The following is a 12,765-nucleotide window of genomic DNA, read 5'->3' on the forward strand; positions in this document are numbered from 1 at the left end:
GTTAACCGAGCGGGGCGCAAAATCCAGTAGTCGGCACCTTCCGACCCGCGCGGCGGGCTTTCAAATTCTCAAACGAAGACACGAAGAGGGCAGCCCACGCGCGAACCATGCGCGCATGAACTGCCCTCTTCGTGTCTTCGTGTGAGTCAAAATGGCGCGGCCTCAGGCCGCGCCGGTCGCCTTCGGGGTTGCCGGGTCGGCGCCCCATTCGGTCCAGCTTCCGTCATAGACCGCGACATCCTCCTTGCCGAGCAGGTGCGCGCCGAAGGCGACGACGGTCGCGGTCATGCCGCTGCCGCAGGTCGTGACGAGCGGCTTGTCGAGATCGATTCCCGCGGCGTCGAAGGCCGCCTTCAGTTCGTCGCCCTGCTTCCAGGTGCCGTCGGCGTTGAAAAGCTGGCTGTGCGGCAGGCTGCGCGAGCCCGGGATGTGGCCCGGCGCCATGCCGGGGCGCGGATCGCGCTCTTCGCCGGTGAAGCGCGCCGCGGGGCGCGCGTCGACGACCTGTTCGGCGCCGCTGTCGACGTTCGCGAGCATCTGGTCCTTGCTGCGCACCGCCTTCGCATCGCGCCACACCGTGAAGTGGCGGTGGCGCAGCGTCTGCTTGCCCATTTCGAGCGGGCGCCCTTCGGCCTTCCACTTGGCGAGCCCGCCGTCGAGGAGCGCGACGTCGTGCGCGCCGAACAGCTTGAGCAGCCACCAGGCGCGCGCCGCGCTTTTCAGCGGGCTGTCGTCATAAAGCACGATGCGGCTGCCGTCGCCGAGGCCGAGCGACTGCATCCGGCTCGCGAACTTCTCGGGCGGCGGCGCCATATTCTCGACATCGCTGTGCGAATCGGCCAACTCTGTCAGGTCCATGAAGACCGCGCCGGGGATGTGACCCGCCTCATATTCCGCGCGCGCGTCGCGGTCGGTCCCCACCATGAATTTCGTCGCATCGACGACCCGCAGGTCCGATGCCCCCAGTTCGCGTTCCAGCCAGTCGGTTGACACCAAGGCGTCCATGTCATGCTCCTGTTACGACCCGACGGTGGAACCTGCGTTGTCCTGCCCCGCCCGCCGGCCATCCTGCTATGGCTCTTGTCTTTCCGGGGAAGTCGCCAGCCTATGCCCCCGCTTGCCCTTTTTCAAGCGCGCTGCCGCTCTGCCCCAGACGATGCTGCGCCGCAACAAAAATGATATCTACAGGCTCCGCCGCATCGCCGTCGCGCGGGCACCCGGCTGGCTGACGACATAGGTCGCGCGGTCGAGCGGAAGCGGCGCCAGACGGTCGCTTTCCTTCGGCCCCGTCTCGCGGCCGATCACGAAGCTGCCCGCGACCTGGCCGAACCCGTCGCCCGCCCCGTCCCAATGATAGGTGACGTCGAAGGCGGCCACCGGGACGAGCATCGGCTTGCCCGCCATCGGCAGCGGCTCGATCGTCGCGCGCGGCAGCACGACCTCGCCGTCGAGCCGCTCGCCCGCACCCGGCGCCAGCGCCATGTCGTCGCGCAGCACGCTGCCGCCGGCGCCGTCGAAGAAGCGCGCGAGCACCGGCTCGGTCATCGCCGATCCCTGGTTGAGCGCGATGCGAACCATCAGCCCGACGGCATCGACCGATCCCTGGTTCGTCAGGTTCAGCGAAAAGCCGAACAGGATCTGGTCGGGCGCGGCACGAATCGAGTGGATTTCCAGCGTCATGCCGATCACCGGCCGTCGTTCGGCCGCGGGCCGGGTGACGAGCGGCGACGGCGGGCGCGGGGCGCCCGGCTGGAAAGGCGCGGGCGGCGCGGCGGGGGCCGGAGGCGCCACGTCGGGCGTCGCCGGAACGGGCGGCGAAGGCGCGGGTGCCGGCGGCGGTGTCGGCAAGGACGCCAGAGTCTGCGGAGCGGCCGGCGGCGGCGCCGGGGTTTCCGGCGCCTCGAAAGGCGCGGCGCCCTCGGGAAGCGGACGGCGGCGCCAATACCAGATACCGGCGACCAGCGCGGCCAGTGCCGCCAGCAGCCACGCCCAGAGCGGCGTGTCCGGCGCGGAACCGGAAGGGAGCGCAGGCGGCGCCGCATCATCGGCCGCCGGACTGGGCATCTCCGCGGCGGGCGTGGATGCCGTCGGTTCCGGCCCGACGGGCAATGGCGATGCGTCGCCGGTCGGCGCGACGGGCACCGGTACGGGAGCTTGGCCGCCGGTCGGTGCAGACGACGCGGCGCGCGGCGCTACCTCGGCCGCGCGCGGCTCGGCGGGCGTGGTGCGGCGCGGGGTTTCGGGCGCGGCCGCGCCGCCGGTCGCTGGCAGCGTCGGCGCCACCCGCGGCGGCGCGGGACGCGGCGTCGGCGTCGGCGTCGGCGCAGGCGTGACGCGCTCGCCGGGGGCGATCGGCGGCAGGCCGTTGTTCGACGGCCCCTGCACCCCGGCCGCGCGGCCATCGTCGGCAGGCGGCAGACGGAAATCGACCGACGGCCCCGACGGAGCGGGTGACGACGGAGTCAGCGACGGCGCGGGATCGGGCGTCTCGGCCTGCTGCGCCGCGGTCGGGGCGGGCCCGCCCAGCCCCAGGGCGAGCGCCATCAACGGCAGCGCTGCTGCCTTGCGTCGCCGATCCAACCTGCTGCCCGTCATCGCCAAACCGTCCGTGACACCCGAATATCGTTCCCTGCCCCTCGATGCGGCGCGGTCGATCGCGAGCCATGGGGCCGGCGGTCCGCAAAGCGCTTCCGCGCGGGGCGTTGAGGCTCTAGACGAAAGCCATGACCGATTCCAGCCATCCCCCGCTCGCCCCCAAACATCTCGGCCAGCCCAGCCAACTGCCCGCCGCGCCGGAGGCGGCGGTACTCGACTACGTCCCTAATCCGCGCAGCGGCGAACTCTATCTGGTGCGCTTCGCGGCGCCCGAATTCACCTCGCTCTGCCCGGTCACCGGCCAGCCCGATTTCGCGCACCTGGTCATCGACTATGCGCCGGGCGAGACGATCGTCGAATCGAAGAGCCTCAAGCTGTTTCTCGCCAGCTTCCGCAACCATGCCGGCTTCCACGAGGATTGCACCGTCGGCATCGGGCGTCGCCTGTTCGACGAGATGCGCCCGCGCTGGCTGCGCATCGGCGGCTATTGGTATCCGCGCGGCGGCATCCCGATCGACGTCTTCTGGCAATCCGGCCCGCCGCCCGAGGGGCTGTGGCTCCCCGATCAAGGCGTCGCCCCCTATCGCGGGCGCGGCTGATCCGATATTTCAACAAAAAAGGTGGGATTTCATCTTCCCGTCGCACGACCCTTACATTATTGTCAGCGCATGACCGCTACCGCCCGCCCCCACGACCACGACATCACCGTCGGCCCCGACGCCATCGACTTCATGGGACACGTCAACAATGCCCATTATCTGAGCTGGGTGCAGGAAGCGGTGCTTGCCCACTGGCGCAAGATCGCACCGCCCGAGGCGGTGTCGCAGCATCTGTGGGTCGCGCTGAAGCACGAGATCACCTACCGCCGCCCCGCCTTCCTCGACGACCAGGTGATCGCGACGGTGATCCTCGAAAAGGTTCAGGGCGCGCGCGCCTTTTACGAAACGGTCATCCGGCGCGGCGAGGAAGTGCTGGCCGAAGTCAAGTCGAGCTGGTGCTGCATCGACGCCGAAACACTCCGTCCGGCGCGGCTGGCGAGCGAGGTGGTGGCGCGCTTCTTCCCGGGCGAAAAAAGCTAAGCTGCCCTTCCAACCTCCGTCATGCTGAACTCGTTTCAGCATCCATGGCCCAAGCCTCTCCTTCGACGCATCATCACCGGACGGGTCCGAGCATGGACCCTGAAACAAGTTGGCAATTATCCCCTTCCGACAGGTGAGCGTTCCCCGGCGAAAGCCGGGGTCCAGCTACGTGCGCCTGCCTCGCATGGACCCCGGCTTTCGCCGGGGATCACCAGCGTCCCTGTCTCAAGGGTATAAACGCCAAACAAGTTCAGGGTGACGAGCCATGGAGCTTGATCTGGCAGCCGAACCGGCCGCCCTTACCGTTCACGCCGCCTCGAACCGGATCGGCAGCCGCTTGAGCCCGCCGACGAACACCGACTCGACCCGCGCGGGTTCACCCGCGAGTTCGATTTTCTTCAGCCGCGGCAACAGTTCCTCCATCAGGATGCGCATCTCCATCCGCGCGAGATATTGGCCCAGGCAGACATGTGCGCCGAAGCCGAAGGCGATCTGCTGGTTCTTGCGGCGGTCGGGATCGAAAGTGAACGGGTCGTCGAACACCGCCTCGTCGCGGTTGGCGGAGACATAGTTGAGCATCAGCCAGTCGCCTTCGCGGATCGTCTGCCCGCCGACCTCGACATCCGCTTTCGCGCTGCGCATAAAATGCTGAACCGGGGTCGACCAGCGGATCGCCTCCTCGATCAGCCCGGCTTTCTCCGTTTCCGCGTCGCGAAAGCGTTCGAACAGCGCCGGATTCTTCGCCAATTCCATCATCGCCCCGGCTGTCGAGGCGCTGGTGGTGTCGTGTCCCGCGGTCGCGACGATCATATAATAGCCTGCCAGTTCGCGGTCGGGGATCGGCCCGCCGTCGATCGTCGCATTGGCGATCACCGTCGCGATGTCCTCGCGCGGGCTGGCGCGGCGGTCGGCGGTCAGTTCGCGGAAATAGGTCTCGAAATCGGCGATCACATAATGGAGCATCGCGATCGCCTGTTCGGCGCTGGTGATCGCCTCGCGGCTGCGATTGAGGTCGGGGTCGGTCGATCCGAACAATTGCTGCGTCAGCATCAGCATCCGCGGCTCGTCCTCGGGCGGCACGCCCAATATGTCCATGATGACGCGCAGCGGATAATGCGCGGCGACGTCGCGTGCGAAATCGCATTCCCCGTCGAAGGACAGCATATGATCGACCGCCTCGCGCGCCAGCTTGCGGACGCGGTCCTCGACGATGCGCAGATTCTTGGGCGCGAACCAGGCCTGCGTCAGCAGGCGGTATTTCATATGGTCGGGGGCGTCCATCTGAACCAGCGAGCGGATGAGATGGCCGTCATTGCCGGGCGTCGCCGCGCGCGCCAGCGCCTCGCCCTCGCGGTTGGTCAGCACCGTCTGGCGGACGCCGTTTGCAAAACGCTGCGGATCGCGGCTGATCGCCATGATGTCGGCGTGGCGCGTCACCAGCCAGAAGGGATCGTGATCGGGATTTTCCGCGACCGCGAGCGGCGCATGGGCCCGCGCCCACGCCAGTTGCTGATGCAGCCCGTCCCATTCGCCATAAGCGACGGGATCGACGACGGCGGCGGCTACCTCTCCAGGCAATATGGGTTTTGTCATGAAACCCAAGCTGCCTCATGTCGCGGGCGGTGTCGAGAGGGATGGAAACGACGGGTCTGCTTCTCTACTTGAACAGCCCGCCCAAAATCCCGCGCATCAGTTGCCCGCCGAACTTGCCCGCGACCTGGCGGCCAAGGCTGGTCGCGGCGGAGCGGGCGGCCGATTGCACCATCTTTTCCGTGAAGCTGGGTTTCGCCGCCTCGCGCGCCGCCGCCTTCTCCAGCCGCAGCCGTTCGCGCTCCTCGGCCGCCTTGCGCTTCGCCTCCTCCTTGGCGGCGAGCGCCGCCTGCTTGTCGGCCTCGGCCTGCGCCTTCGCCTCGATCGCGGCGGCCTGCGCCTGCTCGGCCTTGGCGGCGAGCAGTTCCTCGGCGCTCTCGCGGTTGACGACCGTGTCATATTTGCCCGCGACCGGAGAGATCGACTGAATGATCGCGCGCTCCTTGACCTCGAGCGGGCCAGCGCGCGAGCAGGGCGGCTTGATCAGCGTGCGCTCGACCGGCGATGGCGCGCCGTCGGCCATCAGCAACGACACCAGCGCCTCGCCGACTTTCAACTCGGTGATCTCGCGCGCAACGTCGACCTTGGGGTTGAGGCGGAAGGTGTCGGCGGCCGCCTTCACCGCTTTCTGATCGCGCGGGGTGAAGGCGCGCAGCGCGTGCTGGACGCGGTTGCCGAGTTGCCCCGCGACCGCTTCGGGCACGTCGATCGGGTTCTGGGTGACGAAATAGACGCCGATGCCCTTCGAGCGGATCAGGCGCACGACCTGCTCGATCTTGTCGACGAGCGCCTTGGGCGCGTCGTCGAACAGCAGGTGGGCTTCGTCGAAGAAGAAGACGAGCTTCGGCTTGTCGGGGTCGCCGACCTCGGGCAGCGTCTCGAACATCTCCGACAGCAGCCAGAGCAGGAAGGTCGCATAGAGCTTCGGGCTCGCCATCAGCTTGTCGGCGGCGAGAATGCTGACATAGCCGCGTCCCTGATCGTCGGTGCGAATCATGTCCTGAATGTCGAGCGCGGGCTCGCCGAAGAAATGACTGCCGCCCTGGCTTTCGAGCGTCAGCAGCTGGCGCTGGATCGTCCCGACCGTTGCCTTCGACACATTGCCGTATTTCGTCGTCAGTTCGTCGGCATTCTGCGCGCACCAGGCGAGCATCGCCTGCAGGTCGCCCATGTCGAGCAGCAGCAGATTCTGTTCGTCGGCGACGCGGAAGGCGATCGTCAGCACCCCCTCCTGCACCTCGTTGAGCCCCATCAGCCGTGCAAGCAGCAGCGGCCCCATTTCGGACACGGTGGTGCGCACCGGATGCCCCTGCTCGCCGAACAGGTCCCAGAAGATCACCGGATTGTCGCGATAGGCCCAGCCGCTGTCGCCGATCTCCGCCGCGCGCTTGGCGAAGGGTTCGTGCGTCTTTGCGGTCGGGCTGCCCGCCATCGCCATGCCCGACAGATCGCCCTTCACGTCGGCGACGAAGACGGGCACGCCGACGGCGGAGAAGCTCTCAGCGAGGCCTTGCAGCGTCACCGTCTTGCCGGTGCCGGTTGCGCCGGCGATCAGCCCGTGACGGTTGGCGCGCTTGAGCACGAGCGACTGGCGCGGCCCGTCGGGCGCTCCGCCGCCGCCGAGGCCGATATAGATTTCGGTCGCTTCGCTGCCGTCGCTCACTGTCTCTTCCTTCCCGTTGGACACCCTGCCGGGTCTAGAGCGGAGGCGGAAATCAGGCAATCGGCAAACCCGTTGGCGGTTCGGGCGACGATGACGAAGAAGGGGCAGGGGCGACCAGGACAGGAAATGTCCGGAATCCCCCCGCCTGAGGTTCCTCACCCCATGATGAAAGCGTTGAGCTTGTTACCGTCGGGGTCGCGGAAATAGCCGGCGTAGAAGCCTTCGCCGCGCGGTCCCGGCGGGCCTTCGCAGGTGCCGCCGTTGGCAAGCGCGATGGCGTGGAGACGCTGGACCTGCTCCGCGTCGCGTGCCTCCAGCGCGACCATCACGCCGTTGCCGACGGTCGCGGGGTTGCCGTCGAAAGGCCGGGTCAGGCCGATCCCGGCGGCGCCGCCTTCCTTGCCCCACGCGATGAAATTATCGAACTCCATCATCCGCGACACACCGAGTTCGGCCGCGATCGCATCATAAAAGGTCGCGGCCCTCGCCAAGTCGTTCGTGCCCAGCGTCACATATCCGATCATTCTGTCATCTCCCGATTCGCGATTATGAGAACATGATAGGAACATCGCGCGGCGAGCGCAAAGAAAAAGGGCGCCGGACCCGAGGATCGCGGCGCCCCTTTCGATGGCCGGACGAGCCGGTCAATTGCCCTTGAGGCGGATCGCGATGAAGGCGGAGGGACCGCCGCGACGCAGGACTTCGAGCAGCACCGCGTCGCGGCCTGCCTTCTTCGCATCGCTCAGCACCTTTGCCAGCGCCTCGCTCGACGTCACCGGCGTGCGGTTGGCGCTGACGATCACGTCGCCGCGGCGCAGCCCCTTGCGGCCGGCATCGCTGCTGCCCGCGGCGGCGACAATCACCAGCCCCTTGGTGCCGGCATCGACGCCGACCGCGCGCGCGATGTCGGAGGTCAGCGTCTGCACCGCGAGGCCGAGCGTATCCTGCACCGTCTGGTCGGCGGTCCCCTTGGGATCGTCGGGCAGCGCCTGATCGTCCTCGGGATCGAAATTGGCGCCGGCAAGCTCCGATTCGGGCGGGCGGGTGCCGACGACGGCGGTCAGGGTCATCGTCTTGCCCTCGCGCACCACCTCGATCGGGATACGCGTCCCCGGCTTGGTGTTGGCGACGATGTAGGACAGCGTCTGCTGCGGGGTCACATCCTTGCCGTTGACCTTGGTCACGACGTCGCCGCGCTTGAGCCCGGCCTTCGCCGCCGCACCGTCTTCCTCGACGCGCTGGACGAACTCGCCGCGATCCTTGGGCAGGCCGAGCGCCGAAGCGAGGTCCTCGTCGACCGGCGCGATGCCGATGCCGAGGTAGCCGCGCTCGATCTTCTCGCCCGAGCGCAGCGCGTTGATCACCGGGATCGCCGCTTCGGCGGGGATCGCGAAGTTGACGCCGATGTTCGCGCCCACCGGCGAGATCAGCATGTTGTTGATGCCGACGACATTGCCGTTGAGGTCGAACAGCGGGCCGCCCGAATTGCCGCGGTTGATCGCGGTGTCGGTCTGGATATAGCGGTCGTAGGCCCCGCCCTGACCCAGGTTGCGCTGGACCGCCGAGATGATGCCGGCGGTGACCGTCGAGCCGAGGCCGAGCGGATTGCCGATCGCGATCACCCAGTCGCCGACGCGCGCCGAACTGCCGTCTGCGAACTTGACGAAGGGCAGACCCGTCGCGTCGATCTTGAGCAAGGCGAGGTCGGATGCGACGTCGCGGCCGACGATCCGCGCCTTATATTCCTTCTGGTTGGTCAGCGTCACCGTGACCTGGTTGACTTCCTCGCCGCGCGGACCGCCGGAAATGACGTGGTTGTTGGTGACGATATAGCCATCGGTCGAGATCAGGAAGCCCGAGCCGCCCCCCTGCTGTTCCTGCGTGATCGGCTCGCGCGTGCCCGCGAAGGGATTGAGCCGGACGCCGAGCGTCACCTCCTGCTTGGTCGAGATGTTGACCACCGCGGGCTGCAACTGCTCGACGAGGTCGGCGAAGCTTTCGGGCGCGCCGGCGCGCGGAACGGCCTTGGCGATTTCGCTGCGCTCGTTCTGCGCAACCTGCGCGCCGACGGGCGACTGGGTGACCAGCGCCAGCGCCGTGCCGCCCACCAGCAAGGCCGAAGTGATGCCATAAACATATCGCACGATCGCAAATCCTCTTCTCTCACGAAAAACCCGTGGCCCCGGCGGCGGTTGTCTGCGACCGCGTGGCTGAACGGCAATTGAACATGAACGGCGGTTGCACATCCCGTTCATCGACCGTCCCGCCGCCGGGCAGCGAGTGTCAGCCCCCTCGGAACCGCTTCAGATATTCATTGTCGGGCGACAGGATCAAGGACGATCCGCCCTGGTTGTTCTCGCCCAGGAAGGTCTGCCGATAGCTTTGCATCGCCCGGTAGAAATCATAGAATTCGGGGTCCTTGCCGAAGCTGGCGGCATAGATGCGCGCCGCCTCGCCGTCGGCGTTGCCGCGGATGATCTGCGCTTCCTTCTCGCCCTCGGCGCGGATCGCGATCGCTTCCTGCTGCCGGGCCGACCGCATGCGGTTGTAGGCCGCGACCAGCGTCGCCCCTTCAGGCAGGTCGGCGCGCTTGATGCGGACGTCGATGATCTCGGCGCCGTACTTCTGCGCCTCGCGGTTGAGCGCGATCTGGATATTGTCCATCACTGCGCCACGCTCGGGCGACAGCAGCGTCGCGAAGGTCCGCTTGCCCAGTTCGTTGCGCAGCGACGAGCCGAGGATCGTCGCGAGCTGCTGCTGCAACCGTTCCTCGGAGCGGATCGCGGTGTACATGCGCACCGGGTTGGTGATGCGGAAGCGCGCGAAGGCATCGACCTGCAGCCGCTGCTGGTCGGTCGAGAGCACCTGCTGGCGCTCCATGTTCACGCCCAGTACGCGCTTGTCGATATACTGGATGCCGTCGATGAAGGGCACGCGCACGACGAGCCCGGCACCCGACCGGCCGAACTGCTCGCCGGACTTGTAGCGGTTCACGGTGCGCTCGATCTCGCCGAAGCGCAGGATCAGCGCCTGCTTGTCCTCGGGCACGATCGCGAGCGTCTGCGACAGCAGGACGAGGAAGGCGAGCAGCCCGACGAGCAGGCGGAGCGGGTTGCGCATCAGCGATTCGAACATCACTGGCCTCCCTTCGCGGGCGCCGCGGCCGCGTCGGCCTCGCTGCTGTTCAGGCGGCGCTGCACTTCGTTAAGCGGCAGATAGGGTGTCACCCCGCGCGCCTCGACGATCGTCTTGTCGACGTTCGACAAAATGCTCTCCATAGTTTCGTAATAGAGCCGCTTGCGGGTCACGCCCGGCGCGAGCCTGTACTGTTCGTAGATCTGGTCGAACGCCGCGGTGTCGCCGCGCGCGCGTTCGAGCACCTGCTGCTGATAGGCGCGCGAGCGGTTGATCGCCGATTCGCGCTCCTGCCGTGCCGCGGTGACCTCCTTGAACGCTTCGTCGACCTGGCTCGGCGGATCGGCCTGCCGGATTGCGATGCCCTGGATCGTCACCCCGGCGCGATACTGGTCGAGCAGGTCCTGCATCCGCCGCTGCACCTGCGCCTCGATCTCGACGCGGCCCGGGCCGATTGCCTGGACGAGGTCGAAATTGGCGACCGTCGCGCGCATCGAGCTTTCGGCCACCTCGCGGATCGTCCCGTCGGGGTCGGCGAGCTGGAAGAAATAGAGTTCGGGATCGCGCACCGACCAGCGGACCTCATAGGCGAGGTCGACAAGGCTCTGGTCGCGGGTCAGCACGAAATTCTCGTCGGTCGCGTTGGGCGAACCGATCGGCATGGTGCGGATCGCGCGCACGTCCTCCAGCCGAATCCGCTCGAGCGGCGGCGGCAGCGTCCATTTGACGCCCGGGCCGACCGTCCGCGAATAGCTGCCGAGCCGCGTGACGACGCCTTCCTTTTCGGGCGGCACGATATGCACCATCGACAGCAGCACCATGACCAGCACGACCGCGACGATCGCCCATTTCCAGCGCCGCGCCGCCATCGCGACGTCGAAGCCGCCGCCATCGCCGCCGCCGCCCGAGCCGCCACCGCCACCGAAGCCGCGTCCCTTGCGCAGCAGCTCGTCGAGCGCCGAGGGACCGCGCGGCTTGCGTCCGCGCAGCGGGTCGGTCGGGTCGGGCGTCACCCACGGATTGCGCGGGCCGGGCCGCTTGCCGTCGCCGCCGTCATCCTTGCCCCCCTTGGGGCCATTGCCCCAGGGACTGTTTGCCATCTGACTGATCTGATGGAAAAATTGCCGCACTCCCCCGGGGGCGCGGCCTTCCATGTTGCCATCGCTGCCATTGCTCATGCCTGCATTTATAGGGGCGGCGGGCGCGATTAACAGGGGGTGTCTGGATAAAATGGCTGGCAATCCGGCCCATCATGCCTATCTGCGCTGGACATGACCGACCCAGCCCCCGACATCGCCCGCCTGACCGCCACCGCCGCGGAGGCGTCGGCGGGGCGCACATCGGGCTTGCGGCTGCTCGACGACACGGGTCTGCTCGCGGTCGTCCTCGACGTCACCGGCCTTGCCACCGACGAGCGCCAGCCGCTCGAGGACAGGGTGCGCGCCGCGTTGCTGAACGAAGCGGGAGTGCGAGAGGTCCGCGTCGCGATGACCGCCGAAAAGAAGACGCTCACCATCATCGCGGTCGGCAGCGGCAAGGGCGGCGTCGGCAAGTCGACCCTCGCGGCCAATCTGGCGGTCGCACTGCGGCGGCTGGGGGTCAGGGTCGGGCTGGTCGATGCCGACATCCACGGCCCGTCGCTGCCCCGGCTGATGGACAGCGAGGATGCCAAGCCCGCGTCGCGCGGGTCGAAGCTGGTGCCGGTCGACAATGCCTATGGCGTGCCGATGCTGTCGACCGGGCAGATCGCCGCGCCGGGGCAGGCGATCGCGTGGCGCGGGCCGATGGCCGGGCGCGCGCTCGAACAGCTCATCGACGCGAGCTGGGGTGCGGTCGACACGCTGGTCGTCGACCTGCCCCCCGGCACCGGCGACGTTCAGCTGACCATGATCCAGAAGCACAAGCCGGCGGGCGCGGTGATCGTTTCGACCCCGCAGGACCTGGCGCTGATGGACGCGGCGCGCGCCGTGTCACTGTTCGAGCAGGTCGAGGTGCCGATCATCGGCCTCGTCGAGAATATGGCGGGCTATGTCTGCCCGCATTGCGGCGGGGTGAGCGACCCGTTCGGCAGCGGCGGCGCCGAGACGGCGGCGAAGGAGATGGGGCTCGACTTTCTGGGCCGGGTGCCGCTGGCGATGGGCATCCGCCTCGCGAGCGACGGCGGCGTTCCGCCCGCCGCCGGAACCGACCCGCAAGGCGAGCCGTTCCACGCGATAGCGGCGCGCGTCGCCGCATGGCTCGAAGCACGGAAAGGCCGCTAGATGGCGATCAACGACGAAGGCGAAATCCGCGAGTTGCTGAGCCGGCCGCGCCGTATCGCGGTGGTCGGCGCCTCCCCCAACCCGGCGCGCGCCTCGAACGAGGTGCTCGGCTTCCTCGTCCGCCAGGGGCATGACGTGATCGCGGTCAACCCCGGCCACGCGGGCGCGACGATCCACGGCGCGCCGGTCGTCGCGACGCTCGCCAATGTCGAACCGCCGGCCGAGATCGTCGACATCTTCCGCAACAGCGCCGAAGCCGGCGCCGCGGTCGACGAGGCGATCGTCCACGGCGCGAAGGCGGTGTGGATGCAGATCGGCGTGATCGACCATGACGCCGCGCGCCGCGCCGAGGCGGCGGGGCTGACCGTGGTCATGGATCGCTGCCCGAAGGTCGAGATTCCGCGGCTGGGACTGTTGAAATAGGAAGCCTGACAGGGGACTA

The 12,765-nt window shown here is 68.0% G+C and carries 12 protein-coding genes; 4 read left to right on the plus strand and 8 right to left on the minus strand.

The window, feature by feature from the left end; all coding sequences use genetic code 11:
• Positions 1 to 162 precede the first annotated feature (162 nt).
• The gene (gene sseA, locus SGRAN_RS18780; protein WP_067110746.1) at positions 163 to 1,005 is read right to left on the minus strand and encodes a 3-mercaptopyruvate sulfurtransferase; all 843 of its coding nucleotides are present in this window, start codon (positions 1,003 to 1,005) and stop codon (positions 163 to 165) included.
• Between the two features lie 177 nt (positions 1,006 to 1,182).
• Positions 1,183 to 2,544, minus strand: a complete 1,362-nt coding sequence (locus SGRAN_RS18785; protein WP_067186131.1) for a hypothetical protein — start codon at positions 2,542 to 2,544, stop codon at positions 1,183 to 1,185.
• 179 nt (positions 2,545 to 2,723) lie between these two features.
• Here SGRAN_RS18785 and queF point away from each other — a divergent pair, with 179 nt between their 5' ends.
• Both queF and SGRAN_RS18795 read left to right on the plus strand, forming a co-directional pair.
• On the plus strand, positions 2,724 to 3,194 hold the full coding sequence (gene queF, locus SGRAN_RS18790; RefSeq protein ID WP_067110738.1) for a preQ(1) synthase: 471 nt from the start codon (positions 2,724 to 2,726) through the stop codon (positions 3,192 to 3,194).
• A gap of 69 nt (positions 3,195 to 3,263) precedes the next feature.
• The gene (locus SGRAN_RS18795; RefSeq protein WP_067110736.1) at positions 3,264 to 3,674 is read left to right on the plus strand and encodes an acyl-CoA thioesterase; all 411 of its coding nucleotides are present in this window, start codon (positions 3,264 to 3,266) and stop codon (positions 3,672 to 3,674) included.
• Positions 3,675 to 3,980: 306 nt separating this feature from the next.
• Here SGRAN_RS18795 and SGRAN_RS18800 read toward each other — a convergent pair whose 3' ends face one another.
• The 6 genes from SGRAN_RS18800 to hflK all read right to left on the minus strand — a co-directional run bounded on the left by SGRAN_RS18800 (position 3,981) and on the right by hflK (position 11,162).
• A complete protein-coding gene (locus tag SGRAN_RS18800; protein WP_067187182.1) occupies positions 3,981 to 5,267 on the minus strand; it encodes a cytochrome P450 in 1,287 nt (428 codons plus the stop codon).
• Between the two features lie 64 nt (positions 5,268 to 5,331).
• Entirely contained in the window at positions 5,332 to 6,927 is a 1,596-nt protein-coding gene (locus SGRAN_RS18805) for a helicase HerA-like domain-containing protein (protein WP_067186133.1), read from the minus strand.
• A gap of 155 nt (positions 6,928 to 7,082) precedes the next feature.
• Positions 7,083 to 7,451 carry a VOC family protein gene (locus SGRAN_RS18810; RefSeq protein WP_067186135.1) on the minus strand — a complete coding sequence of 123 codons (369 nt, stop codon included), beginning with the start codon at positions 7,449 to 7,451 and terminating at the stop codon, positions 7,083 to 7,085.
• A 120-nt stretch (positions 7,452 to 7,571) separates the two neighbouring features.
• A complete protein-coding gene (locus tag SGRAN_RS18815; protein WP_067110941.1) occupies positions 7,572 to 9,071 on the minus strand; it encodes a trypsin-like peptidase domain-containing protein in 1,500 nt (499 codons plus the stop codon).
• 139 nt (positions 9,072 to 9,210) lie between these two features.
• Entirely contained in the window at positions 9,211 to 10,062 is an 852-nt protein-coding gene (hflC, locus tag SGRAN_RS18820) for a protease modulator HflC (RefSeq protein ID WP_067110943.1), read from the minus strand.
• Positions 10,062 to 11,162, minus strand: coding sequence for a protease modulator HflK (gene hflK / locus SGRAN_RS18825; RefSeq protein ID WP_311880123.1), 1,101 nt, complete (start codon positions 11,160 to 11,162; stop codon positions 10,062 to 10,064). Before hflK ends, hflC begins: the two co-directional genes overlap by 1 nt.
• A 171-nt stretch (positions 11,163 to 11,333) precedes the next feature.
• On the opposite strand from hflK, the gene SGRAN_RS18830 reads away from it, so the two are divergent.
• Both SGRAN_RS18830 and SGRAN_RS18835 read left to right on the plus strand, forming a co-directional pair.
• Positions 11,334 to 12,323 carry an Mrp/NBP35 family ATP-binding protein gene (locus tag SGRAN_RS18830; RefSeq protein ID WP_067186137.1) on the plus strand — a complete coding sequence of 330 codons (990 nt, stop codon included), beginning with the start codon at positions 11,334 to 11,336 and terminating at the stop codon, positions 12,321 to 12,323.
• Complete coding sequence (locus SGRAN_RS18835) at positions 12,324 to 12,746, plus strand: CoA-binding protein (protein WP_067110954.1); 423 nt, start codon at positions 12,324 to 12,326, stop codon at positions 12,744 to 12,746. It begins immediately after the preceding gene.
• Positions 12,747 to 12,765 lie beyond the last annotated feature (19 nt).

It is taken from the genome of Sphingopyxis granuli (genome assembly GCF_001559015.1).
In the GTDB taxonomy this organism is placed as follows: domain Bacteria; phylum Pseudomonadota; class Alphaproteobacteria; order Sphingomonadales; family Sphingomonadaceae; genus Sphingopyxis; species Sphingopyxis granuli.

Bases quoted from the DNA above. Each gene is read 5' to 3' on its own strand.
- sseA (WP_067110746.1), bottom strand. From the start codon at position 1,005: ATGGACGCCTTGGTGTCAACCGACTGGCTGGAACGCGAACTGGGGGCA.
- SGRAN_RS18785 (WP_067186131.1), bottom strand. From the start codon at position 2,544: ATGGCGCTCGCCCTGGGGCTGGGCGGGCCCGCCCCGACCGCGGCGCAG.
- queF (WP_067110738.1), top strand. From the start codon at position 2,724: ATGACCGATTCCAGCCATCCCCCGCTCGCCCCCAAACATCTCGGCCAG.
- SGRAN_RS18795 (WP_067110736.1), top strand. From the start codon at position 3,264: ATGACCGCTACCGCCCGCCCCCACGACCACGACATCACCGTCGGCCCC.
- SGRAN_RS18800 (WP_067187182.1), bottom strand. From the start codon at position 5,267: ATGACAAAACCCATATTGCCTGGAGAGGTAGCCGCCGCCGTCGTCGAT.
- SGRAN_RS18810 (WP_067186135.1), bottom strand. From the start codon at position 7,451: ATGATCGGATATGTGACGCTGGGCACGAACGACTTGGCGAGGGCCGCG.
- hflC (WP_067110943.1), bottom strand. From the start codon at position 10,062: ATGTTCGAATCGCTGATGCGCAACCCGCTCCGCCTGCTCGTCGGGCTG.
- hflK (WP_311880123.1), bottom strand. From the start codon at position 11,162: ATGGCAAACAGTCCCTGGGGCAATGGCCCCAAGGGGGGCAAGGATGAC.
- SGRAN_RS18830 (WP_067186137.1), top strand. From the start codon at position 11,334: ATGACCGACCCAGCCCCCGACATCGCCCGCCTGACCGCCACCGCCGCG.
- SGRAN_RS18835 (WP_067110954.1), top strand. From the start codon at position 12,324: ATGGCGATCAACGACGAAGGCGAAATCCGCGAGTTGCTGAGCCGGCCG.